The sequence below is a fragment of the Sporosarcina soli genome, assembly GCF_042655805.1.
Classification (GTDB): Bacteria; Bacillota; Bacilli; order Bacillales_A; family Planococcaceae; genus Sporosarcina; species Sporosarcina soli.
On record NZ_JBHSNO010000018.1, the window covers coordinates 15,553 to 40,647 of the forward strand.

Genomic DNA, 25,095 nt, shown 5'->3' on the forward strand with positions numbered 1-25,095 from the left:
TCGTACATGCTTTTTCATCCATCCCACTACTTATTTCGACAGTTCACGAATCGGATCGAACCAAGAATCTTCTACAACAACAAATCTTTCATCCGCCGATTTTGTGAAAAGTCCAGCCGTTTCAGCATCTGCCGGTACAAAGATTTTTTCATTGTTGGCAATGTCGTCAGAAGTCATCAGCTCTTGAATTTTCTTGAAATCTTCCTCACTTAAGCTGTCCGTATTGGCGGCAAATGGTGCATTTAATACAGGCGTCACGTTGATCAATGTGAATTCTTCACCTGGGACAGTATGGAACGGTTCAGCCGCATCTGCTTTCACTTTGTAAACAGAGCCTGCTTTGTTCGGTTCCCCTTCAGCGATTTCGATATAGTTGCCTACACATGTATCACAAAATGCCGCCACATCTGCACGTCCACTTAATAAGTTCACAGCAGAACCTTGGTGGGAATCGCCATAGAGCACTTCTTTAAAGAACGTTCCGCCTTCCATCAAATCTTCCGGCGTCAAGTCTTTCCATTGATCCTGTTGTGAAAAATACGCAATGACATCATTGGAAGGCACTTTAAAACCTGAAGTAGAACTGCTTGACACAAATGAGAATTTAGAATCTACGATATTATCGATTGCATACTCGCCATTCACTTTATATTGATCAGCATCCGCTTTTTTAACGGCTAACCAGCTATAGTAAACGGCATCGTCGATCGTACCTGATTTCCCACTTGGGACAATAAGCGGTTCGATGCTATTATTCTTGTTTTTGGCTTCGATATAACCTTGTGCACCCATAAATGCAAGTTGCGCATTACCATTCGCAATCGTTTCAATGGCAACCGCATAATCCGTTGTCAATTTATGCTCTACCTTTTTGCCTGTCACCTCTTCAATGACTTTACCGATTTCATCGCGAGCCGATTTCAAATCATTCCCGGACTCATTTGGATACCAAACCATCGTTAACTGATCATCTGAGTTTGCACTGCTTGACGTGCAAGCCGCCAAAATGGATACAAGAAAAAGAAGTGATAACACTGACAATAGCGTTTTTTTCATGATTTTCTCCTTTTTAAATGAGTAGTGTAGTGAGGTTATCGAATTTAGCTATTCAAAAGATGCAGATTTCTTCTATGGCCTATCATCCTTTCATCCATATCTTCTACACTTCCTATTTGATCATATTAAAGTTATAAAATCCTTAAATTTACAATATCTTCATACATTCTTTAAACTCATTTCGATAAGACCGATTCAATTAATTCCGTAGGACTGATTAGATCTCCTATTCGGATCTGCGTTCCATAATCTCCATGAAAATCGCTGCCACCCGTGCGGAATAGTCCGTATTCATCAGCATACTGGTCCACTTTCCGTCGATCTTCTTTCGTATGATCCATATGCTCACGTTCAATACCGTCCAATCCATGTCTCACAAGCTCGGGAATGATAGCGTAAGAGTCGAGCTGGCCCGGATGCGCCAATACGGCAAAACCGTTGTCCGCTTTAATCGCTTTTACCGCAGCCACAGCATCGACATATTCGATATCCCGCGCACAAATTCCGTCCCCTTTGAAAAGCGTTCGATACAGTTCCTGATAGAGCGGCGTTATAAAATGATGATCGAGCAAGCCATGCATAATATGCTGTTTGTAAATGACGCCCGACATCATCGCTTTTTTCGCAACCTCTTCCAGCTGAATCGCATAATCATGTTTTTGCAGTTGTTCAATTTGCCAAAGGGAATTTTCATGACGCCTTTTTAACAGCGGTCGACAAAGTTCTTGGATATGTGCCGCTTCTTTATCAAACCAATAGCCAAGAATATGCACTTTACGATTTCTAGTAAAATCATAAGCTGAAATTTCAATGCCCGGAACGATTGTGATACCGTGTTTCGCTCCTTCGATTTGAGCAGCCTCCAAACCAGCGACTGTATCATGATCGACGAGGCTCAAATGGGTGATGCCCCTTTTTGACGCCATTTCCATCACTTCCTCCACAGAAGATGACCCATCCGAATAATGGGAGTGGACATGTAAGTCTGCCTTCATGCGAATCCCTTCCTTTTAGACAATCTTTTTTTCCTGTAAAATCAATTACGCCTCGGCGTAATTGCGTCCGGATTTTGAATTGCGAATCGAACAGCGAAGGGTTCGATTTGCCGTATTTCTGCGTTTTTTTGCAGAAATTAAGGCACTTTCATTCAGGACGCGGCGACCTTAGCCTGAGTTCCTCTATTCAGCCAGGGCTTTGAACCCCCACTGAATTGAATGCATCTCTATCATTCATCCCGCCACTTATAGAAGTGGGGGACTTCTGCTGAAGCAAGTCATAGACTTTGTCACATAATCCATCCATAAATTCCAAGTCATGAAAAATCCCGATGAGCGTCGTTCCATCTGCTTTCAATCGTTCAATCACTTCTCTTACTTTCCATTTGGACGCATCATCCAAACTGGCAGTCGGCTCATCCAACAGTAATAGACGTGGCTTTTTAACGATGGCACACGCGATATTCAAGCGCAATTTCTGTCCGCCTGAAAATGTAGTCGGATAACTGTCCCATAGTTCGGGATCCAATTCAAAATGGGATAACGCCTCTATTGCTGCTTGTTGTGCCTCATCTTGCGATTTCCCCATTTCGATAACGGACTGTTCAACAAGCTCACGTGCAGTCGTTCGCGGCATGGCATTTAAAAACTGTGATACATAGCCGATCTCATGCTTGCGCAAATAATGGACTTCCCTTTCAGAAAGCTGCGCTAAATCAACCGTCCCGAACTTTTCGGAACGATACATAATTGCCCCTCTTTCTGGGAAATACGTTCGATAAATGCTTTTTAAAATCGTCGACTTGCCACTGCCGCTTTTCCCGACAATACCGATGAATTCACCCTCATCCAGTGAAAGATCAAGATTTTGGACGGCCTGCATATGTTTCCCTAAATGATGTATGGTAAAAGATTTACTCAATCCCTTTATTTCAAGCAGATGTGGCATCCGATTCCATCCCTCCATCATATTTTTCTACGAACTGCCCTATATCAAGACGAAAGTCTTCCAATCGTTCTTTGATCATGTCGTATGACCAATTCCACCATTGGATACGTTGCAATGCTGCAATCGTTTCTTCCGGGAACCGGTATTTGATGATTGTAGCGGGGACACCAACGACGATGGCATACGGCGGCACATCTTTGGTCACGATGGCACCGCTGCCGACAATGGCACCATCCCCGATGGTTACTCCCGGTTGGATAATCGCTCCGTGACCGATCCACGTATCATGACCAATCGTCGTAATTTGACTTTCCCTTTGCTCAAAAAACGGCATATCATCCTGATCGCTGAACCCGTACATTTTGGAGCGATACGTAAAATGATGAAGGGAAGGCCGCTCATACGGATGATCAGTCGGACCAATCCGCACCATCGCTGCAATATTGGAGAACTTTCCGATCGTTGTATTTTGAATAAAACAAAACTGTCCTGTATACGAATAATCGTCCAACACCGAGTTTTCGATGAAATTGGATATTCCCACTTCAGTAAATGCCCCAAGCTGTGTATTTTTCAGCACAGTTTCTTCATGGATAAACGGTTTTTCGGAAAGTAACACTTCTATCGCCCTCATCGATACATCGTCCTCGTGATTAATTTTCCATCTACAATCGAAGCCGTCACCACTGGAAAGCCATCATCCATCTTTTCAATGATGATCAAATCCGCTTTTTTCCCTTCCCGGATGGAGCCGATTTCATCGTCCAATTGCACCGCTTTTGCAGGGTTCAAAGTGACCAACTGGAACATTTCATGCAAATCTTGCCCATACTCCTCACTTAATTTAAAAATGGAATGGAGTAATGCAGCAGGATAATAATCACTGCATAAAATATCAATAGTTTGTTCTTGAATAGCCTCTGCGGCCGATAAATTCCCGGAATGGGAACCGCCTAACAAGACATTCGGCGCACCCGCAATCGTCCACAAGCCCATCTCTTTCGCTTTTCGCGCCACTTCCATCGTCGTCGGAAACTCACTGATCGTCGTTCCATAACTTTTCACAAGCGACAACTTTTCCACTTCGTCATCATCATGGGAAGCGACTGCAATATGGTTCTCCAATGCGATTTCGGCAATTTCCCTTATTTGTTCCAATGTGATTTTCTCTTTTGTGATGCTCTCGGCAATGAGGACGTCCGCTTCTTCATTGGACATCGGACGGAAGCCTTTCAAAGTTTCACGGTAGATTTCCAAGTTTCGATACTGCCCCTGTCCCGGTGTATGATCCATGAAAGAAATGAGGTGGACTTTCCCTTCTTCGATGTTTTGAACAAAGCGATCGACCGCCTCGATATTATCAATTTCAAATCGGGCATGCATTCGATTGCGGATCAGGTGCTCGCTCGTATGTGTTTCGTTAATGGCATCGATCAAACGATTGACATTTTGCGGATTGCGGATTGGTTTATGTGAAAAACCATCGTCTTTATAGATCGATAACGAATGAAACATCGTCGTAATCCCATGACTGATGAGGATGCGCTCCGCTTCCCGAATGCCCATATTGAAATCCATTAAACTAGTCGGTCTCGGAGAAATAATCCCTTCAATATAATCCGAATGAATGTCGACAAATCCGGGTGAAATATAGCCCCCTTGTGCATCAATGATTGTGTAATCATCATACTTTGCGACGTCAGCATCAGGAATGATTGCCTGAATGCAGTCATTGTCAATTACGACTGCATGCTGTTGTAAAATTCGGTCTTCAGTGACCAATTGGCCGTTTGTCAATACGTACATGAAATCACTCCATTAGATGAGAGAATAGACAAGCTGTTGTGTATAAGCATGTTGAGGATCTTCCAAAATCTGATCCGTCAACCCTTGTTCAATAATCTTTCCATTGAGCATCACAATCGTCCGATCTGCCAGCATCCGTATGACAGCAAGATCATGGGACACGACAATCATGCTGATCCCCAGTTCCCGTTGAATGGTTTTGATCAAATCCAAAACGCTTGCCTGCACCGACAAATCGAGCCCCGTCGTCACTTCATCCAACAATAAGATAGGTGGATTATTGGACAAGGCTTTCGCAATTTGAACACGTTGCTGCATACCGCCCGAAAATTTTTTCGGTTCATCTTTCATACGCGAAAGCGGAATATGAACATGTTCCAATAGCACTTTACTGCGCGTCTCCATGCGCTGTACATTGCGATCGCCGGCCGCAATGAGTTTTTCGGCAATATTGCCGACAGAGGAGAAATCCATCTTCAATCCTAAAACCGGGTTTTGATACACCATGCCGAGAATCGTATTGCGGATCAAGCGCTTTTGTTGTGACGATTGTTCAAAGACATTCGCCATCCCGGCTTCATAAGGCGTCATATAGCCTTCCCCACTCGTGACGGTTTCGTCGAAGTAGAGACATTTCATCAACGTCGATTTGCCACTTCCACTCTCCCCGACAATGCCAAGAATTTCCCCTGGGTACACATCAAACGAAATCGATCGGCAAGCATAGACGGTTCGGCAATGCGGACAAACATTTTTCTCCAACACTTCATCATTTGCGTCCGCACAAATCGAACAGCCCGGACCGTATTTCTTCACCAAGTTTTCCACTTGTAAAATCGGTTTATCTTGCATGTTCGACTGCCACCTCCAATAAGGTTTCCTGTTCGTTCAAGCGGGCAAGACAATAGCTCGTGTCATTGCATTGGTAATACGTTTCATCCGTCTCGTCATCGACTAATTCATCCAAAAAGACATTTGTCGCGTGACAGTGATGACAATGCTTTCCGTCAAACGACTCCACTTCGAATGGATGATCTTCGAAAGCGAGAGATGTTACATCCGTGTAAGGAGGCACTGCGTATATCTTCTTCTCCCGTCCTGCACCGAGTAAGATTAACGCTTCTGACTGATGCATTTTCTGATTATCAAAACGCGGGATCGGACTTGGTGCCATGACATAACGATCATGGACAAGGACAGGATGATCCGCATTCGTCGCTGTTTTTCCATATTTCATAATTTGTTCGAACAACTGCAACCACGCGCCGCTATACTCCTTTTCAGCATGCAACTTCTTTGTTTTGAATTCACTTGGCTCCACCCAGCGTAACGGTTCAGGAATCGGCACTTGCAACACCATGATCTGTTTTTCCGTCAAGGGGACTTCTGGAATGCGGTGCCGAGATTGGATGATGGTTGCTTCGCTCGTTTCAATCGTCGTGGCAACGCCTGTCGTTTTATTGACAAGCTTTTTAATGTTCACAGCATTGACCGATTCATCCGCCCCTTGGTCGATCACTTTCAACACATCCTGTTTACCGATGATCGATAAGGTAATCTGAAGCCCGCCCGTTCCCCAACCGCGTGCAATCGGCATTTCTCTTGAAGCGAAAGGCACTTGGTAACCCGGAATGGCAACTGCTTTTATAATTGCTCTGCGGATTTCTTTTTTGGAACCTTCGTCAAATAAGGCAAAATGGGTTGTATGCTGCATTATTGTCCACTCTCCTTTTTAATTCTTCGCATGCTATCCAGCTTCGATTGGAAAGTGACGTAATGTGGCAATTTCAAATGGGATATGAACCCGCTCGACTCCACCGAATCGATATGCAGCAAGACGAATTCTTCATCCTGTGTCGGGTGCCCTTGACGGCCGAATTCCAAGCTCTGATCTAAAATACTCATGGCAATCGCCTTCGTTTCGTTTTGCCCATAACAAATCCCATAACCGATTTCAAATTCCAATTCTTCTCGATGATTGTCTTTTTGAACGGTAATCGGAACGAAAGATTCCACTTCGGTCACTTTAATCTCGCCAATATAATAGTCATTCGTGAAGTCGTCTGACGGATCTGTCGGGTGGCTGATTGTCAAGGGTAATTTACCGACGCGCAGCTCACCGACTGTCGGATGGACCGCGCCATATCCTCGGATGGCTGCATACCCGAGTGATGTCACCGCTCCCGTTTGCCCTCTTGTCAACACTTGGAGTCTTTCACCGCGTGTCGTTGGAAATTGGAGACTCCGTTTCGTCACATCGATCGGTTCCGTCTGATCTTCCACCACTTCAGCCAGTAATTTTTCCTTCCGAAGATAATCAACCACTTTCGGCAAGGCCGTTAAATCAGTTCCTTCCGAAACGATTGCTTCTTCAGCCAAATATTGCTCCAGCCAGGTTTGCATGCTCACTTCCGATTCATCAATCAAATCAAAATCCATTAACCGATGCGTATAGTCATAGGATGCGCCTAAAATTTGACCGCCTGGAATATCCTTGAAACTGGCGGATATCCGACGTTCCACTGCCATCGTATCCGTTTCGACAACCCTCGTATAATAGTGTCTCGGTAAAGTGGATCGATGTGCGCGCAAAAGGAAAACCGCCTCTTCCATATTCCCTTCCGCTTGTTTAATGGCGAGGGCCGCTAAAAACTCCGAATACAGGCTGCTTTCGGACATAACCTGGTCGACCATGCCACGCATCGTTGCCATGATGGTCTTAACGTCCAACAATTCCTGAGGGTGAATCCGCTCAAACTTTAACCGTTGAATAGATGCTTCAATCGCCTCGGTACCGCCTTTCACCGCTACATAAGCCATTTAGGACACCTCACATTCATTGAGCATCGTTGTTCTTGGCAAGCACATCAAATTGCTTTGACGATCGATGAAAATCATATCCACACCAAGCGGGTACTCCTGATTGGCCACCGCTCTTTCATTTCTCCACAACTCATTGGCCGTAATATGGACGTTTTCCATTGTGGAAATTCCAGGCCCTTGTAAAGTGAGCTGAGGGATTTTGGACAGCATTTCCGTTTCCATAATGATGGTCGCTGATTGTTGCGGGTCCCTTAATGTCCCTTTTTTCGCTTGTACGATAGCCTCCCGGATCAGCTGTGGCTGTGCATCTTGCAAGATGAAGACATAATCCGCCCTGTACAGATCCGTTGCTTTAGACAATGTATGAGCGGCAAACAACTCGCTGATCCGCTCCGAATGATTGCCGATAATATGAAAGCCCACTTCTGCATCCAATAGCGTCATTGCGCTAAGGAACAGTGCGTAGTCACAATGCTCCAATACCTGCGCCTCATTTCCTTTGCGCGCAATGTTTTGTATCGTTCCCGGCCGCGACATACAATGCAGAATGGTGCGAAATACTTCTTGTGTGTCATGCACTTTATCAAAGAGCATCCCTTCACTCCTAGCTCGTTTTTTATGTGATCCGCCAATATCAATGGAGGCGGAATTTTATTTCTTAAACGTCCATCATTTCGAAGTTTACCTTCGTTTTTAATAGGTTCGCTTCTCGTTTTTCTCTTGTTTCACAGATGTGTCGCTCTTCCTCTTCAAGGAGCACTGTCCAGTTTGTCGTTTCTACCAAATCGGCTTCGTACGCTGCATCGATAACTGCCATTTGGTAAGATAATGCTTCTTCATCTCCCACAACAATGCCAATGCCGAACGACTGACCAATTTGTACCTTTGTTTCCGTGATAAGCACCTCACCAAGGTAAAACAACGTTTTCTTAGCCGTTTCTCTCATTTTGATCATCGTTAACGCATGATGTGGTTCAGTAACAACATGAACGGCATAACTCTGCTCGATTTCACTCGCTAATTTTCTTGCTAGATGGGGAGAGCCATCAATGAGAATTTTCGTCCGTCTACGTCGATTCATCCAATCACTCCTTTACAACCCCATCTTAACTTGTTGCCAAGTAGGGTAGTGTTAAGGGTTTATTAAAGAATGTAAACACGTCTTCATAAACGAAAAAAAAAGCCCTGTCGATTGACAAAGGCTTCTTGGTTTAATCTCCAGGCGTAATCACATACGTGAATGAATCACTGCGATAGATGATTTTTGAATATTCAAGGACATGGCGTTGCTCGGCATCAATGCAATCACTTTCAAGGACAAATAGCGGAACGAGTGGCGCACAATTAAAAAGAGCGCGCTCAACTTGGGTAGGGAACGAAATGCTTACAAGGCTTTTACTACTCAAAAACTCGTGATAGCCTTGCGCCGCATAATAAGCAAACATGGATTGAATGTGAGCCCCCTCGTTTTCAATAGTAGGGAACACACTTTTCGCAACATATGAAATATGAAGGGCAATCGGGACCCCATCCATGATGCGCAATCTTGAAATCTTGAAGACTTCCTCTTGCGGTCCTACATTTAAAGTTGCATAGATTTTCGGGTCATAGGTGGCTCGTTCACATCCAAGATTTTGAGTTTCCAGTTCATGGCCTGCCTGTTTCATTTTTTCACTAAAACTTGAACTTCCACTTAAGTGCAACTCGATTTGGCGCTGCTTCGGCTTCAAATACCGTCCCTTCCCCTGCTTGGAGTACAGATAACCCATTTCCTCCAATTTCAATAAAGCATGCCGCACTTTTATGCGGGGGACGCCATAATAATCAGCCAGTTCATTTTCCGAAGGGAATCGGCCAGTCGCTTTATATTTTCCTTGACGAATTGCTTGAATGAGATCATCGATAATCATCAGTTCAGTTTGTTCAGACATTTCCTTATTCCCTCTTTTAACTTTATTGTATAACGCTATACTGATATGTGTAAAATGAAGTATAAGAGATGGAGAGTTCTTACTTGTAATCTTTATCAGACAAGTGGATACTAAAATAACAGGGTTATAAGTGGATTTTTAAATCAATTACGCCTCGGCGTAATTGCGTCCAGATTTTGAATTGCGCTTGCGCAATTAACTCCTTTCAAAATCTGTGACATCCGCCGGAGGCTTAACTTGAATCAGCAAGGAGTTTGGACTCCTTCTGATTGAAACGCATTCTGGCATTCATCCCGCCCCTTATGGAAGTGGGGGACTTCTGCTGAATCAAGTTAAAATAACGGATACGAGGGGTACTAGTTTATATGGATGCAATATTTGATTTCTTCCGAAAAAAAGAAGTGAAACGCTTCATCATCTTCGCTTTGATCATCCTGCTGCTTTTCAGCGTCAGAAGTATGATGAATCTTATTTTGCTCACCTTTATTTTCTCATTTTTAATGAATCGGCTCGTCGATTTTACAGCAAAGCGTGTTCGATTGAACCATAAACTGATTGTCATTACGCTTTACACTTTGATCGTCGGCATATTGACGATCGCTTTGGTGAAATATTTACCGCTTATCACATCTGAAATCAGTCAACTCGTAAAACAAATTACGAATTTCTTCACCCATCCAAATGAAAATCCACTACTCGGCCTAATTGAATCTGTTATTTCTGGCGAACAAATCAAGGCCTATATTGAAAACGGAGTTTCATTTTTACTGCAATCCTTTTCGAACATTAGCAAAACAAGCGTACAGGTACTGATCGCCTTGATTTTGAGTTTGTTTTTCCTTCTTGAAAAACCACGCTTAATCGAATTCACCGGCAAGTTCAAACATAGTAAAATCGCCCCTTTCTATTATGAAATCGAATTCTTCGGCAAAAAGTTTTCCCGTACATTCGGCAAAGTGATTGAGGCTCAATTCATCATCGCTCTCGTCAATACATTTTTGTCCGTGATCATTTTAATGATCCTAGGCTATCCACAAATCGTCGGATTAGCCATCATGATTTTTTTCTTAGGGCTCATTCCGGTTGCAGGAGTCATCATTTCACTTGTCCCCCTGACGATCATCGGCTTTACGATCGGCGGCTTCCTGACTGTCATCTACCTCTTGATCGCTATTATGGTCATCCATGCGATTGAAGCGTATATTTTAAATCCGAAGCTGATGTCGTCCAAAACGGATTTACCCGTTTTTTACACATTCGTCGTGCTCATTTTCTCACAAAATTTCTTCGGCGTTTGGGGGCTGATCATCGGGATTCCGGTATTCGTCTTCCTACTTGATATCCTCGATGTGACGGATAAAAAAACTAAACGGACCCTATCAACTGAAAAAGACAAGTTGGACAGCTGATGTCCTTCTTGTCTTTTTGTCGTTACGAAAGGTATCGCTTTATGATCTCTAATCCTACTTGTAATTCTTCCAGTGAATTTGTAGAGGCAAGTGCAATACGCAAATAGTTATTAGGAGTAGATTGCCCACTTAAAAATCGATCGGAATGAAATACTTGAACCCCTTGCTCCTTCAAATCTGCTTCCAACTGCACTGAATCGCGATGCCCTTGAATGGGAAGCCAACGATAAAAACTAAGCGGATGACCCACATTCGTATCTGATGGGAAATATTCCGCGTAAATATCATTTGCAGCCTGTGCAAGTTGTTTCTTTTGAGAAGCTATTTTCTCGGCATTCCCTGAAAGGATAAGCTCCGTAATCACCTCTGCATCAAAAGAAGATGTTTTTACATTGATATTAAAAATAGCCTGCGAAATTTTTTCACGCAACGCATCCCCAAAGACCATATAGGCGACTCTTAAGCCCGAACAGATCGACTTGGAAGTACCACAAATATAAACGCTCTGTTCCGGCAGTAAATTGAACATCGGCTGCTGGTAATCTGCGATTGTTCCTGCTGTCAAAAAAGCATGGATATCATCCTCAATCAACAGGAGTCGATGCTTACGAATGACCGAAGCCAATTCTTGTTTTCGAAAATCCGGGATCATAATCGTAGTGGGATTGGAGCAAGAAGGCATAAGGAAAACGCCGTGAATATGCAGTTGACTGGATTGCTTTTCAAGTTCGTCGGGTAACATGCCGAACTGGTCTCCAGAAATAGGGACTAACTGAATATGAAACATTTTTGCTAACTCAATAAAATTCGAATAGGTGTACAAGTCGGTTGCAATTCGATTACCAGGCTCAAATAGAGCAGCCAATGCGATAGCTAACGCATTTTGGGCACCAGAAACGATTGCAATTTGCTCTTGATCCGTATGAATGCCGAAAGGTTCCATCCAGTTAAGAGCGGCCGTTTTTTGATGTGGAATCCCAGTTGGATCGTTATAGTTTAGCAACTGTTCTAAATACCTTTTCTCAACAACCTTTTGAATACTATCTTTTATAATTGAATTGGTTTGCTCAAAAGAGGCTACAAAACCAAACTCAATGAGGTTTGCCGTTGTATCTTTAGAAATGGTGATCGATCGGGAGGCATTCGGCGCTACAAAGGTTCCACTACCCGTAACCGCATAAATTAATCCCTTTGTTTCACATATTTTGTAAACGCGGGTAATCGTAGTGAAGTTCAAGTCTAGAAAATCTGCCAATTCTCGTTGCGGCGGTAACTTTGTGCCGGGCGCTAAATAGCCGTTTACGATATCCTGTTCAAGTAGTTCAGCAATCGATTTATAAAAAGGTCGTTTTAAAGCGTTCTTATCAGGTTTCCAAGACATTGAATAATTATCGAATGAATTGACTGGCATACGAACACCTCTACCCTCATAATGCATACAATTGTAGCATTTAATTGTATGCATGAACAAAAACAGCTTCTTCGTTTTACCAAAATAAGAGGTTTTCCAATTTCAACACAAGTGTAATCCATACAATTTTCTAGTTTATTGTATGGATTTATTGTGCTACAGTAACTTCAAGCTAATTATTCAGGATGTGAATTATATGAAAAACAAAAGCCATATTTGGATTGCATTTCGTTCAGCTTTTCCTCCTACAGTGCCAATTATGACTGGATTTGTCTTTTTAGGAATCGCTTATGGTATCTATATGAATTCATTAGGTTTTGGTGCAATTTATCCGATCCTAATGAGTCTCTTCATTTTTGCAGGCTCAATGGAATTCGTTGCAGCCAATTTACTACTCGTCGCTTTCAATCCACTCAACGCCCTTTTTCTGACCTTGATGGTGAATGCGCGGCATTTGTTTTATGGTATCTCCATGCTCGAAAAGTACAAGGGAATGGGGAAAAAGAAATTCTATATGATTTTCGGTCTTTGCGATGAATCTTTTGCGATCAATAATACCGTTGATGTGCCCCAAAATGTAGACAAGGGCTGGTTTATGTTCTTTGTGACATTGCTCAATCATTCCTATTGGGTCATAGGTTCAGCGATCGGGGGCATTTTCGGGGCTTATCTTTCCTTTAACACGGAAGGCCTCGAATTTGTCATGACCGCTCTTTTTGTTGTCATTTTCATAGAACAGTGGGCGAAAGAGAAAAAACACCATAGCGCGCTTGCTGGGCTTGGGCTTTCAGTGATCAGTCTACTTATTTTTGGAGGCAACCATTTTATCATTCCCGCCATGCTTATGATTCTAGGAACACTCACTGTGCTTAGAAAGTCATTGGAGAAAGTCGAGGCACACACAATATGACCTTGAATGTAACACAACAGATCATCATTATCGCTATGGTTGTTCTAGGCACTATGTTGACGAGGTTTCTTCCATTCATCGTATTTCCATCAGGTAAACCTACACCGCACTATGTACAATATCTTGGGAAAGTGTTACCAACGGCAGTCATTGGACTGTTAGTTATTTACTGTTTTAAAGATGTAAATCTGCTATCTGGAAGTCACGGTATCCCCGAATTGATTGCGGTGGCGGTAGTTGCACTGCTTCACTTTTGGAAGAAAAACATGCTTTTATCAATAGCTGGGGGAACTATTGTCTATATGTTTTTAGTTCAAATCGTTTTTTAAACAAAACGGTAATTGGTTAGAAACATCCCCCTTGTATCCCTCCTAAGTTTGTGTATAATAAAAGGCAATCGCATAACTAAAATGTTTTCTAGGGTTCCGTGATAAGTCTGTCAGTCTGGTCCGAGAGAAAACTCATAGCTTTGCTATGTCACGGAAGGATAAAAGCCTGGGAGAAACTGTTCAACAGTTTTCTTCTAGGCTTTTTTTGTTTTTTGGGTAAGAATAAAATTGGAGGTGTTGTTTGCATGAATGCAAACTGGGTGAAAGTGATGATCGCTGCTTTGTTTGAAGTTTTTTGGGTCATTGGATTAAAACATGCAGATGATTTTTGGACTTGGGCTGGAACCGTTATTGCGATTATCGTCAGTTTTTACTTAATGATTATGGCGGGTAAAGAATTACCTGTTGGAACGGTCTATGCAGTTTTTGTAGGGCTAGGGACTGCCGGAACCGTGTTTTCAGATATCGTATTTTTTGGCGAACCGTTTAAACTCGCAAAAGTGCTGTTGATTGTGCTTTTATTAGCGGGGGTAATCGGTTTGAAACTAGTGACGAAAGATCCTGTTGAAGAAGGAGTTGAATCTTAATGGCTTGGGTTTCTTTAGTTGTAGCAGGGTTGTTTGAAATGTTTGGCGTTTTGATGATCAATAAATTGCATAAAGATCGTAATTGGCAATCCGTGCTTTTACTTATTCTTGGTTTTGGTGCAAGTTTTATATTTCTGGCATATGCGATGAAAACATTGCCGATGGGCACGGCTTATGCAATTTGGACAGGAATCGGTGCATCTGGTGGAGCGATATTAGGTATGATTTTGTATGATGAACCGAAAGAATGGAAAAGAATCGTTTTTATAGCCATGGTTCTAGGAGCAGCGGTCGGTTTGAAGCTAGTCTCTTGAAACATGCTACAATCCTGAAAAAGACAAGATGGACGCCTGAAGTCCTCTTGTCTTTTTTAAAGGCGAGTGGCCGTTTTTTATCCCGCATTAACGGGCAGTAAGACTCCCACCTCAAGACTTAAGTAAACGATAAGGATAGGCGGGAGATCAACTGCCAATCGAACAGCGAAGGGTTCGATTTGCCATATTTCTGCGCTCTTTGCAGAAATTAAGGCACTTACAGGACGCCGCGAACTTAAGTTGCCTTCCTTCAGCAGGGTAGTTTGGACATCCGTTAAAGGAAGATAAAAGCCCGATTGGTTCGGGCCAACACGAAGTTGGTCACACAAGCGTTGTCACAGGACGTGACGCTTTTAGCTTGTGTTCCCCTCAATCAGTGGGGGATGGGAAAAACCTCCACTGATTGAAGTTTCACTTTATCGGATCAGTTGCTGTAAATGATCCGCAACTTCTTGGATGTTCACTTGTTTGTTCCCCATCGCCATAATATGATGTGCTCTAATTTGGTCGTCAGCGTCCACGATATACATCGTCGTGGCATGTGTGACGAACCCATCCGCATCCTTATCATAGAAGAAATTGAAATTACGAGCGAAGTTCAACGTTTCTTCTTCCGTCCCCCTTAAAAACAACCAATTGGGACTTGTGATCGCAAACACTTCTTTGTATTGTTCAATTCGTTCAACCGTGTCATATTCAGGGTCCAACGTCACCGAGACAAGCAAGAATTGATCATCCGTATACCCTTCTTCTTGCATCAGCTGTTGTAAAGTCGTTAAATCCCACATCGTCATTGGACAAATATCCGGGCAATTCGTATAGAAAAACGTCACCAGTTTCGGTTTCCCTTGCATGGACAAGTCTTTCCCGTTCACTTCTGTAAGCGTCCACTCTTGCACCGCCCCAATTTTCGGCAATTGTGGAGTATGTGGCCATATAAAGTAAAAGGCGAAGGAACCGAGCACGAATAGGCCGATCCCTATTATTACTTTCATCCGATCCGTCCTCTTCATCCTTTCCGAAGATCTACCTAATCACAAAGCGTAATAAATGACAGACAATGGCATGCAAACAAGCAGAGAACAACACCAGACTGTACGTATTCAGTTCAATCATCGCCTGCGATGCGATCGGGATATTGCACAGTGCCGGATTTTGCAAAACAGCGCCCAACATCATGCCCATCAGTCCGCCCATCGCCCCATTGTATAGACTGAACAGCAAATTGGCCGGATCAGACGTGAGTCGACTGTAACCCCAACCGATTACCAAACCGATCAACAGAGGTAAGAATTGCAGCACTGTTACATCCGGTGGAAGGAGAACTTCAAGATGCAACGCCATTACAAAGGCCGTCATCATGATGGCCGTCATGCATAGCGTCGACATGGAATGCTCCTCCACAAATAATCGTTTCGTTTCCAACGACTGATAGACCAACCCCGCTTCGGTTAGATTCCACATCGCGCACAAAAGAATGAGCTGCCACATCCACTCACGCCCTTTTCAGTGACAAAAAAATGATGAGTACACATCCGATCAAAAACGCTTGCAGAACCACTAAGAACGGGACAGGCATTTCAATGACAGTTCCGATCATCGGTGCCATCAGCCCAATCATGATGCCATTTGTCAATCCCAACACAAATAGTCCCTCATCCACCAATCGCCCGTAGAACGCTCCAACAATCCCTCCACTGATGGCGGAAAACATCGTGATATACGTAAAATGGAACGGAAATTGCAAAATGAGCAAAATGCCTGTCAGTAAGGCAATAAGCCCACCAACAGCCATACTACTCGTCATCCCTAACGTATAACTTATCCGTTCCTTTCTTTTCCGTAAGTACAGATAAAAAAACAACACCAGTAATAGGTCGACATACATCAATATAGAAATTGCACCGTTCTCCATCGCGCCACCTCAACATACGATATGGCACGTTCCACTTTAAAATGACCACTTCAGACTACTAGCCGTAACTTTTCCAATCTGCTCAATTCCCGAAAGCCTCCGCCTTTCTCCATTTCCCATATCGATAATAAAGAAACGCAATGATACTACTGATCACAAAACTGACACCCATGCCCAACGCAATTCCTTTCTCACCAAAAAGACCGGATAGGAAATAAGTGATCGGATACCGTAAAACCCAAAACGAAACGATGTTCAATACAAGCACTTGGAACATCGCCCCCGCCGCCCTGACCGCCCCATTTAGAATAAAGTTAATGCCGAGGAATGGGTAGAAAAAGGCGATCATCTTCAAATAATTGGCACCGAAGCCCGCTGCATCTGGTTCTGTGATGAAGAGACGGATGCCAAAGTCCGCGAATAACACAATCACCAGCGCCAGTGTCAGCATGACAGCAAGGTTATAGATAAAACCGTACAACGTAATCCGATGCACACGGTCCCATTTCCCCGCACCGATATTCTGTCCCGCCATACTGTTGACGGCTGTTCCAAGCGCTTGTGCCGGCAGCATGATCAAGCTATCCAAACGTTGCGCCGCTCCGTATCCCGCCACGACGGCAGGACCGAAAGAAGCAACAACGCTCATGATCGCCATCACCCCGGCGGAAATGACGCTCATTTGCAAACCTGCGGGGATACCTAATTTCAAAATATCGAACACTTCTTGCCGCGCAGGTATATGCGGTTTCGAAAACGGTACACGATTCCCCTTGCTGGAATAAATAATCCCCATTAAAAACGCGACACCTTGGGAAACAACCGTTGCGTAAGCCGCCCCTTCGATGCCCCATCCGAAGACCGCTATGAAAATCGGATCAAGCACGGCATTCAAAACGACAGCCGTCAAGACGAAATAGAGTGGAGACTTGGAGTCCCCCATCGATCGGAAAACCATACCAATGAAGTTATAGCCAAATAAAAACAAAATCCCAAGAAAATTAACCCGCAAATAAGCGACAGCCATTTCCACCATCGACTCCGGCGTCCCAAGAAGCAACAAAATTGGCTCGGCCAGCATAAAGCCTGCCACGCCAAGGACAATCGCCATACCGGTCAGTAAGACAACAAAAGCGTTCAAATAACGCCTGAGTCCTGCCTCGCTCCCTTTCCCTTTTTGTTGGGATAAAATCGTCAACGCGGCATTATTTACACCAATCACAAAAGAGAGGACCGTGAAAATGACCGTCCCGGACAAAGCGACAGCCCCCAATGCATCCGCACCGATCAGATTGCCGACCCAAAGACTATCGATAAATTGATAAGAAACTTGCAGTAAATTTGTAATGAGTATCGGTGCAGAGAAGAAAAAGAGTTGTTTTACAATATTTCCCTCTGTAAAATCATGTTGTTTTGCCATACCACTCCCCCATGTCTATCTATACGATTGAACCTCTAGTTTAACAAAGTTCGCGACGGGTTTCTTTTTTTGTGAAAATAGATATAGTTAGGATATCGTACAACGGATTTCAATCTTACAAACTCACTCGATTTAGGAGCGGATTATATGTCACAATTCACTGAAGCTGCCCTTCATTTTCAAAACGTCGATTATTCTATTGATGACGTCCCTATTTTAAAAGGCATTACCGGTTCCTTTCCAAAAGGAAAAATTACTACGCTTGTCGGTCCTTCCGGCTCCGGAAAGACAACTTTGCTGAAACTGTGCAACGGATTGATTTCCCCTACATCGGGGACTATTTTCATACATAATAAACCAATTTCCACCTATAACCCGGTCGAATTACGCCGCCATGTCGGTATCGCACTTCAAAGCGCCCCCATGGTCAAAGGGAGCGTTTTTCAAAATTTGGCGTTGCCGCTCGAACTGCAAGGCAGGCAACTGGAAGAGCAGGATGCCCTCCAGCTACTGGATGATGTCGGGTTAGATTCAACCTTCTTACATCGGAAAACGGACGATCTCTCCGGGGGACAACGGCAAAAAGTATCCATCGCCCGAACGCTTATCAATCGTTCAGAAATCTTATTATTGGATGAAATCACATCCGCCTTGGACCGGAATTCATTACATGACATCGAGCAATTGATCGTCACTATGAACCGTCAATACGGCACGACCATTATCTGGATTACGCATAATCTAGAGCAGGCCATTTCAATTGGTGATTTCACATGGGTGCTGATGGGTGGCAAAGTGATGGAGACCGGAGACAGCGAGCTTTTGAACTCACCGATGAATCCATTGGTGAAGCAATTTGTACAGGGGGATTACAGATGAGTTATACCACGCTTGCCATCACACTTATTTTCGTCGTCATCCCTTTACTGTTATCCAAAACACTCCGTTTAGGGTTGGAAAAAGATACGATGATCGCGACAGTCCGTTCCATTCTTCAATTATTGGCTGTCGGTTTTATTTTGAAATTCGTCTTTGATTCAGAGAACTTGCTGTACATCTTGCTGATGGTAGCACTTATGATTGTAGCCGCAACGCAAAATGCACGTAAAAAAGGCCAAGCAATCAAAGGGATCACATGGAAAATTGCTGTAACGCTCATTGTCATTGAAGTGTTGACACAAAGTATTTTGTTAGGATTCCGGATTGTTCCGCCGACCGCACAATACATCATTTCCATCAGCGGCATGCTTATCGGAAACTCTATGGTATTAGCAATTTTATTTCTGAATCGGTTTTCAGCGGAAGTGGAAGCGCATCGCGACGAAACCGAGCTGATTCTTTCTCTCGGTGGCACGCCCAAACAAGCCATCCGTAAACAATTGCTCAGCTCCATCAAGGCAAGTATGATTCCAACGATCGAAAGTCAGAAGACGATTGGACTCGTACAATTGCCCGGCATGATGAGTGGACAAATCATCGCCGGCGCAGACCCGATGCAAGCAGTCCAATTCCAGTTGATGATCATCTTCCTGTTGTTAACGACCGCTGCCGTCACGAGTATCCTCCTCGGCTTTTTATCGTATCCAAGTCTGTTCAACGAACGCATGCAATTGCTACGGGACAAAAAGTAATTCAATTTCGACTCTTGTATTATTTTTCTATTCATGTTAGAGTATGATAAATTAATCTTTTCAAACAACTTTATATTTTTATTCTTATCAAGAGAGACGGAGGGATTGGCCCGTTGATGTCTCAGCAACCAGCCGCACAAAGGTATGGTGCTAATTCCAATAGACAGCCATTGTCTAGAAGATGAGAAGATTGACTTCAAATTTTTTGAAGACCCTCTTCTCTAGAAGAGGGTCTTCTTTTTGCCCTATTACTCAGTTGAGTAATGGGACAGCCTCCGGCGGATGTCACAGATTTTGAAAGGAGTTAATTGAGCTTTGCTCAATTCATAATCTGGACGCAATTACGCCAAGGCGTAATTGATTACATATGCAAAGGATGACAACAATGACAAAAAAAAGTTTAGAAACACGTTTTGTACAGCTCGGCAATCAAAGTGATGCAAAAACCGGTGCAGTGAACCCGCCAATCTATTTCTCTACCGCTTATAAACATGACGGACTCGGCCAGTCTACCGGCTATGACTATACACGTACAAAAAACCCAACACGGGCCCTTTTGGAAGAAGGCATCGCCGACTTGGAAAGTGGAGACCAAGGATATGCTTGCGCTTCCGGCATGGCAGCGATTCAGCTGGTGTTGTCCTTGTTCCGCTCAGGTGATGAAATCATCGGACCGGAGGATATTTACGGTGGTACTTACCGCTTACTCGAACAGTATGCAGACATCTATTCTATCTCAACCACTTACACTGATTTTACAGATGTGCAAGAGACCGAAAAACTAATTACAGCAAACACGAAGGCTCTTTTCATCGAAACACCGACCAATCCGCTCATGCAGGAAACGGACATCGAACAGTACGCAAAACTTGCACGTAAGCATGATTTATTGCTCATCGTCGACAATACATTTTTAACCCCTTATTTACAGCGTCCGATTGAACTTGGTGCTGATATCGTGCTCCATAGTGCGACGAAATATATCGGAGGGCATAATGATGTATTAGCCGGACTCGTTGTTGCCAAAGGCGAAAAACTTTGCGAGCAACTAGGTGCCAACCATAATGCAATCGGAGCGGTTCTTTCACCTTTCGATTCCTGGCTCATTATTCGTGGATTGAAAACCTTGCATCTGCGTATGAAACAACATGAGGCAAATGCTAAACTCGTCGCGGACTATTTGAAAAACGAACCACTTGTGCAAGATGTTCTCTATCCTGGAAAAGGCGGTATGCTCTCCTTCCGATTACAGGAAAGTGAATGGGTAGATCCTTTCCTTCAAAACTTGCAACTCATTACATTCGCGGAAAGTCTTGGCGGTACAGAGAGCTTCATCACCTATCCGGCAACGCAAACCCATGCGGACATCCCGCGCGAAGTACGAATCCAACGCGGTGTTTGCGATCGACTTTTACGTTTCTCAGTCGGCGTCGAGGAAGCAGAAGATATCATTGCCGATTTGAAACAAGTTTTCGCGAAATTACCAAAAGTTGAGGTGCAACAGCGATGAGTTCACGTGAAGAACGGTTAGAAACGACACTTATCCACGCATCTACGCGCGGAGATTTCGAACAAAAGACAGGGGTCGTCAACGTCCCGATTTACTTGTCTTCGACATTCCATCAGGAAAGCTTTGACGATTTCGGTCCATATGACTACAGTCGCTCGGGCAACCCGACACGGGATGCATTGGAAAAATCGATTGCGGCATTGGAAGGCGGAGCAAGAGGACTGGCATTCGCTTCCGGCATTGCCGCCATCTCTTCCGCATTCATGTTGCTTTCTTCAGGCGATCACATCGTCATTACGGAAGATGTTTACGGAGGGACGTACCGTTTTGTCACCCAAGTGTTGACGAAATTTGGCATTACACATACATTTGCCGATTTCACAAATGCGAAGGATGTCGCGATAGCGATCCAGCCAAATACAAAATTACTTTACATCGAGACACCTGCAAATCCGCTGTTAGGCATTACCGACATTGAGCAGATCGTTGAATTAGCAAAAGCAAATGACTGTCTAACATTCCTTGATAATACATTCATGACGCCACTATACCAACGTCCACTTGATCTTGGTGTCGACGTCGTGCTACATAGCGCCACGAAATTTTTATCTGGACATAGTGATATTATCGCAGGACTCGCAGTGACAAAGGACGAAGAACTTGGCAATCGTTTAGCATTTATCCAAAACTCGTTCGGAGCTATTTTAGGTGCACAAGATTCCTATACATTGATTCAAGGGATAAAAACGATGGGTGCCCGTTTGGTCCAATCAACCGAGGCAGCGCAAAAAATCACTTCCTATTTGGATAGTCACCCGCTAGTGGAAGAAGTCTTTTATCCAGGATTGGCGAGTCATCCGGGGCATGCAATTCATGCAAAACAATCGACTAGCCCAGGAGCGGTCCTTTCTTTCCGGTTACCAAATCGTGAAACGGCAAAAGCGTTTGTTGAAAGCGTCCAAATTCCTGTATTCGCCGTTAGCTTGGGAGGCGTAGAATCCATCCTCTCCCACCCTGCACAGATGTCCCATGCAGCTATGCCAAAAGCCGAACGGGAAAAACGCGGAATCACAGATGGCCTATTACGCTTTTCTGTGGGGCTGGAACATGTAGATGACCTGATTGCGGATTTTGACCAAGCGTTGGCAATTGCCAATAAAAACTTGATTGCAAATAATTAATAGACTGAAAGTGGGAATTGATCATGACAACTACTAACACACTAAAAAAAGCACCTTTTAAAGCGGATCACGTCGGAAGCTTTTTGCGTCCGGAACGTTTGAAGAAAGCACGTCTCCAAAAGGAAAACGGTGAAATTACTGCTGAGGAATTGCGTAAAATTGAAGACGAAGAAATTATTAGACTCGTTGAAAGTCAAAAAGAAGCCGGACTGAAAGTGGTAACAGATGGAGAGCTTCGTCGTAAATTATGGCACTTCGATTTTCTTTCCGGTTTTGACGGTGTTGAATATATCGAAACCGAAGTAGGCGTTGAATTCAAAGGCGTGAAGCGGAAAGCGAGTGGCATTCACGTAAACGATAAAATTAAGTTCAGCACGCATTACATGATTGAAGACTTTAAGTTTTTGCATAGCATCGCAGGCGATGCGGTGGCAAAATTCGCGATTCCAAGCCCGAATATGTTGCTGCACAGAGCGACATTCGAAGATGGCGTCTATACAAATAACGAAGAATTAGTGAATGATTTGATCACTGCCTATCAGGATGTCATTCAGGCACTTTACGATGAAGGTTGCCGCTATCTGCAACTTGATGATACATCTTGGGCTGCCTTCTTATCGGAAGAAGGAAGAGAATCATTGAAAGAGCGCGGTCTAGACCCTGAAACAACAGTGCAACTAAACGCGCGAATCCTCAACGAATCCATCTCTAAAAGACCAGATGATTTGCTAGTAACGATGCATATTTGCCGCGGTAACTTCCGATCGACTTATTTTTCTAGCGGTGGCTATGAAGAAGTATCTGAAACGATTTTTGGCGGGTTAGATGTCGACGGTCTGTTCCTCGAATTCGATGATGAGCGTTCAGGCGGATTTGAACCGCTTCGTCATGTCAATCGACCGGATCTATCTATCGTATTAGGTTTGATCACATCCAAATACGGCGAACTGGAAAGCCCTGAAAGTATAAAAGAACGAATTGCAGAAGCTGCAAAATACGTTCCACTTGAACAACTTTGCCTAAGCCCGCAATGTGGTTTCGCTTCAACAGAAGAAGGTAATCTTTTGACAGAAGAACAGCAATGGGAAAAAGTGCGTCACGTCATTTCAATCGCAGAAGACGTGTGGCAATAAAATTTAATTAAATCTCTTATGAAGAGCGGCGGAGGGACTGGCCCGATGAAGCCCGGCAACCATTTAATTTGAATTAGCAGGGAGTTCAAACTCCCTGCTAATTCAAAATCCGGATGCAATTACGCCGAGGCGTAATTGATGAGGATCATTAAATAGGTGCTAAATCCTGCAAAGCGATATGCTTTGAAAAATAAGAGAGGATCTTCTTTCGAAAACCTCTCCGTCCGAAAAATGGAGAGGTTTTTTATATCGAATAACATAGAACAGGACGTGTGGAAATTGAGAAAAGAAGGGTTACAACGATATCACACAATTTGGGGCTTGCTCTTTTTAGGTTGGTTCGTTTCATATATCGACCGTGTAGCTACAGGCCCAATCATCACTTATATGATTGAAAATGAAGTCTCTTTCTTTGCCGACGTAGCCAATCCGCATGCCATTGGCGGATTGATCGGCAGTCTATTCTTTGCCGGCTTTATGTTGATGCAATTCCCAGGCGGCTATTTAGGAGACCGCTTTGGCTATCGCGCCATTATCATCTTAAGTATCTTCTGGGCAGGGATTGCCACTTTATTGACAGGAATCGTAGGCGGTCTGATTGCCTTTATTCTTTTCAGAGTATTACTAGGACTTGGTGAAGGTGTTTTTTATTCGAATGACCGCTCTTATATCGCCTATCATAGCCCTCCGAAAAAAGTCGGATTAGGGATGGGTATCGCGCTTACCGGTGTGTCTTTAGGTCTGACGGCAGGCACGCTAGGGGTACCCTATCTGATCACCCTAGCGGAACCGTTTATGAATCACAATGCTTGGCGTTTTCCTTTCTTCGTAACAGGAGGCATAACACTAATCGTTGCATTCATTCTATTAAAGTATTTGAAACCAAAAGCTACTCCTGGCGTGGCTGTAGATTCATCCTCTCCAGGAATAAAAGCTCAATTCGGAAAAGGGTTCTTATATATGACCCTATACTCCGCCGTTTTCCTAGTCATTGTCATGGGGATCTATTTCTTCTCTGTCAAACTAGGGCTTTCTTCCATAGCGATTGCAATTATTCTTACGGCACTATGCCCGCTGCTCATTTTATATTTATATATAACAAAGAAATCCGAAATCAAGCCATTATTGGCGAATAAAAATTTGTTCTTGTTGTACCTATTCTTCATCCCAATCATGTGGCATTTATGGTTTTATGGTTTCTGGTCCGTCTCCATCGTCAAAGATTTTGGCGGCGGCGCGTTGATGGCGGCAGCATTGGTCGCTTCATTTAACGGATTAGCTGGTCTTATCGGTTTCCCTCTTGGCGGCAAAATCTCAGACCTCGTGTCAGATCGTCCGAATGGGCGGCGCAATGTACTCGCCGTGCTGACCGGTGTTCTGACCATCCTTATTTTCGTTTTCGCCGCTTACGTCATGATGGGGCATAATAATCCAGTCGTCATGTCCATCATGTTGTTTGTCTCAGGATTGTTCTTCTTCGCCTTGCAACCGGTGGCCCACGCGTTGGCATCAGATTTGACACCTGAAAAAAGCAAAGGATCCATGTTCGGCATGCTCAATCTGGTTGCTGAAATCGGGGCAGTACTCTCCCCTGTCGTCTCCGGTGTCGTTCGGGATAGTACAGGTAGTTGGGGAATGCCGCTCATGCTTGACGGCGCATTGATGGCAGCAGGTCTCGTACTCGTGCTCGCCGTCTCCAGTCAAAAAGTTCGCCAGACTGCATTATCTCCGGTGAAAGCGGAGAATTGATCCACCATTAAAACCGCCTGACCCTTCAGGCGGTTT

The 25,095-nt window shown here is 43.9% G+C and carries 27 protein-coding genes and 3 riboswitches; of the genes, 11 read left to right on the plus strand and 16 right to left on the minus strand.

Features of this window, described 5'->3' with window-relative positions; genetic code table 11:
- Window positions 1-30: 30 nt before the first annotated feature.
- From ACFPRA_RS23185 to ACFPRA_RS23235, 11 genes are all read right to left on the minus strand, one after another.
- The gene (locus ACFPRA_RS23185) at window positions 31-1,056 is read right to left on the minus strand and encodes a PhnD/SsuA/transferrin family substrate-binding protein (protein WP_381440058.1); all 1,026 of its coding nucleotides are present in this window, start codon (window positions 1,054-1,056) and stop codon (window positions 31-33) included.
- Between the two features lie 176 nt (window positions 1,057-1,232).
- Window positions 1,233-2,051, minus strand: coding sequence for a PHP domain-containing protein (locus tag ACFPRA_RS23190; RefSeq protein ID WP_381440060.1), 819 nt, complete (start codon window positions 2,049-2,051; stop codon window positions 1,233-1,235).
- 187 nt (window positions 2,052-2,238) lie between these two features.
- Entirely contained in the window at window positions 2,239-3,000 is a 762-nt protein-coding gene (locus tag ACFPRA_RS23195; protein ID WP_381440062.1) for a phosphonate C-P lyase system protein PhnL, read from the minus strand.
- A complete protein-coding gene (locus ACFPRA_RS23200; RefSeq protein ID WP_381440064.1) occupies window positions 2,984-3,634 on the minus strand; it encodes a DapH/DapD/GlmU-related protein in 651 nt (216 codons plus the stop codon). The genes ACFPRA_RS23195 and ACFPRA_RS23200 overlap by 17 nt, the downstream gene beginning before the upstream one ends.
- The gene (gene phnM, locus ACFPRA_RS23205) at window positions 3,631-4,806 is read right to left on the minus strand and encodes a phosphonate metabolism protein PhnM (RefSeq protein ID WP_381440067.1); all 1,176 of its coding nucleotides are present in this window, start codon (window positions 4,804-4,806) and stop codon (window positions 3,631-3,633) included. The genes ACFPRA_RS23200 and phnM overlap by 4 nt, the downstream gene beginning before the upstream one ends.
- A 12-nt stretch (window positions 4,807-4,818) precedes the next feature.
- Complete coding sequence (locus ACFPRA_RS23210) at window positions 4,819-5,658, minus strand: ATP-binding cassette domain-containing protein (RefSeq protein ID WP_381440069.1); 840 nt, start codon at window positions 5,656-5,658, stop codon at window positions 4,819-4,821.
- Complete coding sequence (locus ACFPRA_RS23215; RefSeq protein WP_381440072.1) at window positions 5,648-6,520, minus strand: alpha-D-ribose 1-methylphosphonate 5-phosphate C-P-lyase PhnJ; 873 nt, start codon at window positions 6,518-6,520, stop codon at window positions 5,648-5,650. The genes ACFPRA_RS23210 and ACFPRA_RS23215 overlap by 11 nt, the downstream gene beginning before the upstream one ends.
- A complete protein-coding gene (locus ACFPRA_RS23220; protein ID WP_381440074.1) occupies window positions 6,520-7,626 on the minus strand; it encodes a carbon-phosphorus lyase complex subunit PhnI in 1,107 nt (368 codons plus the stop codon). Before ACFPRA_RS23220 ends, ACFPRA_RS23215 begins: the two co-directional genes overlap by 1 nt.
- Entirely contained in the window at window positions 7,627-8,223 is a 597-nt protein-coding gene (gene phnH, locus ACFPRA_RS23225) for a phosphonate C-P lyase system protein PhnH (RefSeq protein WP_381440077.1), read from the minus strand.
- Between the two features lie 64 nt (window positions 8,224-8,287).
- The gene (gene phnG, locus ACFPRA_RS23230; RefSeq protein ID WP_381440079.1) at window positions 8,288-8,710 is read right to left on the minus strand and encodes a phosphonate C-P lyase system protein PhnG; all 423 of its coding nucleotides are present in this window, start codon (window positions 8,708-8,710) and stop codon (window positions 8,288-8,290) included.
- Between the two features lie 130 nt (window positions 8,711-8,840).
- Window positions 8,841-9,560: a GntR family transcriptional regulator gene (locus tag ACFPRA_RS23235; protein WP_381440081.1), complete on the minus strand. Its 720-nt coding sequence runs from the start codon at window positions 9,558-9,560 to the stop codon at window positions 8,841-8,843.
- A 365-nt stretch (window positions 9,561-9,925) separates the two neighbouring features.
- Here ACFPRA_RS23235 and ACFPRA_RS23240 point away from each other — a divergent pair, with 365 nt between their 5' ends.
- Complete coding sequence (locus ACFPRA_RS23240) at window positions 9,926-10,969, plus strand: AI-2E family transporter (RefSeq protein ID WP_381440084.1); 1,044 nt, start codon at window positions 9,926-9,928, stop codon at window positions 10,967-10,969.
- 22 nt (window positions 10,970-10,991) lie between these two features.
- Here the strand turns inward: ACFPRA_RS23240 and ACFPRA_RS23245 are convergent, their stop codons facing one another.
- The gene (locus ACFPRA_RS23245) at window positions 10,992-12,380 is read right to left on the minus strand and encodes an aminotransferase-like domain-containing protein (protein WP_381440087.1); all 1,389 of its coding nucleotides are present in this window, start codon (window positions 12,378-12,380) and stop codon (window positions 10,992-10,994) included.
- Window positions 12,381-12,576: 196 nt separating this feature from the next.
- On the opposite strand from ACFPRA_RS23245, the gene azlC reads away from it, so the two are divergent.
- The 4 genes from azlC to ACFPRA_RS23265 all read left to right on the plus strand — a co-directional run bounded on the left by azlC (window position 12,577) and on the right by ACFPRA_RS23265 (window position 14,520).
- Complete coding sequence (gene azlC, locus ACFPRA_RS23250) at window positions 12,577-13,290, plus strand: azaleucine resistance protein AzlC (protein ID WP_381440089.1); 714 nt, start codon at window positions 12,577-12,579, stop codon at window positions 13,288-13,290.
- On the plus strand, window positions 13,287-13,619 hold the full coding sequence (locus ACFPRA_RS23255) for a branched-chain amino acid transporter permease (protein WP_381440091.1): 333 nt from the start codon (window positions 13,287-13,289) through the stop codon (window positions 13,617-13,619). Before azlC ends, ACFPRA_RS23255 begins: the two co-directional genes overlap by 4 nt.
- 77 nt (window positions 13,620-13,696) lie before the next feature.
- A riboswitch (guanidine-I (ykkC/yxkD leader) is annotated at window positions 13,697-13,794 on the plus strand.
- 70 nt (window positions 13,795-13,864) lie between these two features.
- The gene (locus ACFPRA_RS23260) at window positions 13,865-14,206 is read left to right on the plus strand and encodes a DMT family transporter (RefSeq protein ID WP_381440093.1); all 342 of its coding nucleotides are present in this window, start codon (window positions 13,865-13,867) and stop codon (window positions 14,204-14,206) included.
- Complete coding sequence (locus tag ACFPRA_RS23265; RefSeq protein WP_381440096.1) at window positions 14,206-14,520, plus strand: DMT family transporter; 315 nt, start codon at window positions 14,206-14,208, stop codon at window positions 14,518-14,520. The genes ACFPRA_RS23260 and ACFPRA_RS23265 overlap by 1 nt, the downstream gene beginning before the upstream one ends.
- Before the next feature lie 416 nt (window positions 14,521-14,936).
- Here ACFPRA_RS23265 and ACFPRA_RS23270 read toward each other — a convergent pair whose 3' ends face one another.
- The 4 genes from ACFPRA_RS23270 to ACFPRA_RS23285 form a co-directional block, all read right to left on the minus strand.
- The gene (locus tag ACFPRA_RS23270) at window positions 14,937-15,515 is read right to left on the minus strand and encodes an SCO family protein (RefSeq protein WP_381440098.1); all 579 of its coding nucleotides are present in this window, start codon (window positions 15,513-15,515) and stop codon (window positions 14,937-14,939) included.
- A 31-nt stretch (window positions 15,516-15,546) separates the two neighbouring features.
- A complete protein-coding gene (locus ACFPRA_RS23275) occupies window positions 15,547-16,011 on the minus strand; it encodes a hypothetical protein (protein ID WP_381440100.1) in 465 nt (154 codons plus the stop codon).
- Between the two features lie 4 nt (window positions 16,012-16,015).
- Window positions 16,016-16,435, minus strand: a complete 420-nt coding sequence (locus ACFPRA_RS23280) for a hypothetical protein (protein WP_381440103.1) — start codon at window positions 16,433-16,435, stop codon at window positions 16,016-16,018.
- Between the two features lie 82 nt (window positions 16,436-16,517).
- Window positions 16,518-17,855, minus strand: a complete 1,338-nt coding sequence (locus tag ACFPRA_RS23285; protein ID WP_381440105.1) for an MATE family efflux transporter — start codon at window positions 17,853-17,855, stop codon at window positions 16,518-16,520.
- Between the two features lie 147 nt (window positions 17,856-18,002).
- Between ACFPRA_RS23285 and ACFPRA_RS23290 the strand changes: the two genes are divergently transcribed.
- The 6 genes from ACFPRA_RS23290 to ACFPRA_RS23315 all read left to right on the plus strand — a co-directional run bounded on the left by ACFPRA_RS23290 (window position 18,003) and on the right by ACFPRA_RS23315 (window position 25,059).
- Entirely contained in the window at window positions 18,003-18,734 is a 732-nt protein-coding gene (locus ACFPRA_RS23290; RefSeq protein WP_381440107.1) for an ABC transporter ATP-binding protein, read from the plus strand.
- Window positions 18,731-19,486, plus strand: a complete 756-nt coding sequence (locus tag ACFPRA_RS23295; RefSeq protein ID WP_381440109.1) for an ABC transporter permease — start codon at window positions 18,731-18,733, stop codon at window positions 19,484-19,486. Before ACFPRA_RS23290 ends, ACFPRA_RS23295 begins: the two co-directional genes overlap by 4 nt.
- Window positions 19,487-19,567: 81 nt before the next feature.
- Window positions 19,568-19,674, plus strand: a riboswitch (SAM riboswitch).
- A 197-nt stretch (window positions 19,675-19,871) separates the two neighbouring features.
- Entirely contained in the window at window positions 19,872-20,996 is a 1,125-nt protein-coding gene (locus ACFPRA_RS23300) for a methionine biosynthesis PLP-dependent protein (protein ID WP_381440111.1), read from the plus strand.
- The gene (metC, locus tag ACFPRA_RS23305; protein ID WP_381440113.1) at window positions 20,993-22,177 is read left to right on the plus strand and encodes a cystathionine beta-lyase; all 1,185 of its coding nucleotides are present in this window, start codon (window positions 20,993-20,995) and stop codon (window positions 22,175-22,177) included. The genes ACFPRA_RS23300 and metC overlap by 4 nt, the downstream gene beginning before the upstream one ends.
- A gap of 23 nt (window positions 22,178-22,200) precedes the next feature.
- Window positions 22,201-23,310, plus strand: a complete 1,110-nt coding sequence (locus ACFPRA_RS23310) for a 5-methyltetrahydropteroyltriglutamate--homocysteine S-methyltransferase (protein ID WP_381440116.1) — start codon at window positions 22,201-22,203, stop codon at window positions 23,308-23,310.
- A 13-nt stretch (window positions 23,311-23,323) separates the two neighbouring features.
- Window positions 23,324-23,507: riboswitch (SAM riboswitch) on the plus strand.
- A 73-nt stretch (window positions 23,508-23,580) separates the two neighbouring features.
- Window positions 23,581-25,059 carry an MFS transporter gene (locus ACFPRA_RS23315; RefSeq protein ID WP_381440119.1) on the plus strand — a complete coding sequence of 493 codons (1,479 nt, stop codon included), beginning with the start codon at window positions 23,581-23,583 and terminating at the stop codon, window positions 25,057-25,059.
- Window positions 25,060-25,095: the final 36 nt, after the last annotated feature.

Coding starts and splice junctions, on each gene's coding strand:
- ACFPRA_RS23300 (WP_381440111.1), top strand. CDS start 19,872: ATGACAAAAAAAAGTTTAGAAACACGTTTTGTACAGCTCGGCAATCAA.
- ACFPRA_RS23280 (WP_381440103.1), bottom strand. CDS start 16,435: ATGGAGAACGGTGCAATTTCTATATTGATGTATGTCGACCTATTACTG.
- ACFPRA_RS23255 (WP_381440091.1), top strand. CDS start 13,287: ATGACCTTGAATGTAACACAACAGATCATCATTATCGCTATGGTTGTT.
- ACFPRA_RS23235 (WP_381440081.1), bottom strand. CDS start 9,560: ATGTCTGAACAAACTGAACTGATGATTATCGATGATCTCATTCAAGCA.
- ACFPRA_RS23260 (WP_381440093.1), top strand. CDS start 13,865: ATGAATGCAAACTGGGTGAAAGTGATGATCGCTGCTTTGTTTGAAGTT.
- phnM (WP_381440067.1), bottom strand. CDS start 4,806: ATGTACGTATTGACAAACGGCCAATTGGTCACTGAAGACCGAATTTTA.
- metC (WP_381440113.1), top strand. CDS start 20,993: ATGAGTTCACGTGAAGAACGGTTAGAAACGACACTTATCCACGCATCT.
- phnH (WP_381440077.1), bottom strand. CDS start 8,223: ATGCTCTTTGATAAAGTGCATGACACACAAGAAGTATTTCGCACCATT.
- ACFPRA_RS23285 (WP_381440105.1), bottom strand. CDS start 17,855: ATGGCAAAACAACATGATTTTACAGAGGGAAATATTGTAAAACAACTC.
- ACFPRA_RS23190 (WP_381440060.1), bottom strand. CDS start 2,051: ATGAAGGCAGACTTACATGTCCACTCCCATTATTCGGATGGGTCATCT.
- ACFPRA_RS23275 (WP_381440100.1), bottom strand. CDS start 16,011: ATGTGGCAGCTCATTCTTTTGTGCGCGATGTGGAATCTAACCGAAGCG.
- ACFPRA_RS23185 (WP_381440058.1), bottom strand. CDS start 1,056: ATGAAAAAAACGCTATTGTCAGTGTTATCACTTCTTTTTCTTGTATCC.
- phnG (WP_381440079.1), bottom strand. CDS start 8,710: ATGAATCGACGTAGACGGACGAAAATTCTCATTGATGGCTCTCCCCAT.
- ACFPRA_RS23195 (WP_381440062.1), bottom strand. CDS start 3,000: ATGCCACATCTGCTTGAAATAAAGGGATTGAGTAAATCTTTTACCATA.
- ACFPRA_RS23310 (WP_381440116.1), top strand. CDS start 22,201: ATGACAACTACTAACACACTAAAAAAAGCACCTTTTAAAGCGGATCAC.
- ACFPRA_RS23240 (WP_381440084.1), top strand. CDS start 9,926: ATGGATGCAATATTTGATTTCTTCCGAAAAAAAGAAGTGAAACGCTTC.
- ACFPRA_RS23215 (WP_381440072.1), bottom strand. CDS start 6,520: ATGCAGCATACAACCCATTTTGCCTTATTTGACGAAGGTTCCAAAAAA.
- ACFPRA_RS23265 (WP_381440096.1), top strand. CDS start 14,206: ATGGCTTGGGTTTCTTTAGTTGTAGCAGGGTTGTTTGAAATGTTTGGC.
- ACFPRA_RS23220 (WP_381440074.1), bottom strand. CDS start 7,626: ATGGCTTATGTAGCGGTGAAAGGCGGTACCGAGGCGATTGAAGCATCT.
- azlC (WP_381440089.1), top strand. CDS start 12,577: ATGAAAAACAAAAGCCATATTTGGATTGCATTTCGTTCAGCTTTTCCT.
- ACFPRA_RS23200 (WP_381440064.1), bottom strand. CDS start 3,634: ATGAGGGCGATAGAAGTGTTACTTTCCGAAAAACCGTTTATCCATGAA.
- ACFPRA_RS23290 (WP_381440107.1), top strand. CDS start 18,003: ATGTCACAATTCACTGAAGCTGCCCTTCATTTTCAAAACGTCGATTAT.
- ACFPRA_RS23245 (WP_381440087.1), bottom strand. CDS start 12,380: ATGCCAGTCAATTCATTCGATAATTATTCAATGTCTTGGAAACCTGAT.
- ACFPRA_RS23295 (WP_381440109.1), top strand. CDS start 18,731: ATGAGTTATACCACGCTTGCCATCACACTTATTTTCGTCGTCATCCCT.
- ACFPRA_RS23210 (WP_381440069.1), bottom strand. CDS start 5,658: ATGCAAGATAAACCGATTTTACAAGTGGAAAACTTGGTGAAGAAATAC.
- ACFPRA_RS23270 (WP_381440098.1), bottom strand. CDS start 15,515: ATGAAAGTAATAATAGGGATCGGCCTATTCGTGCTCGGTTCCTTCGCC.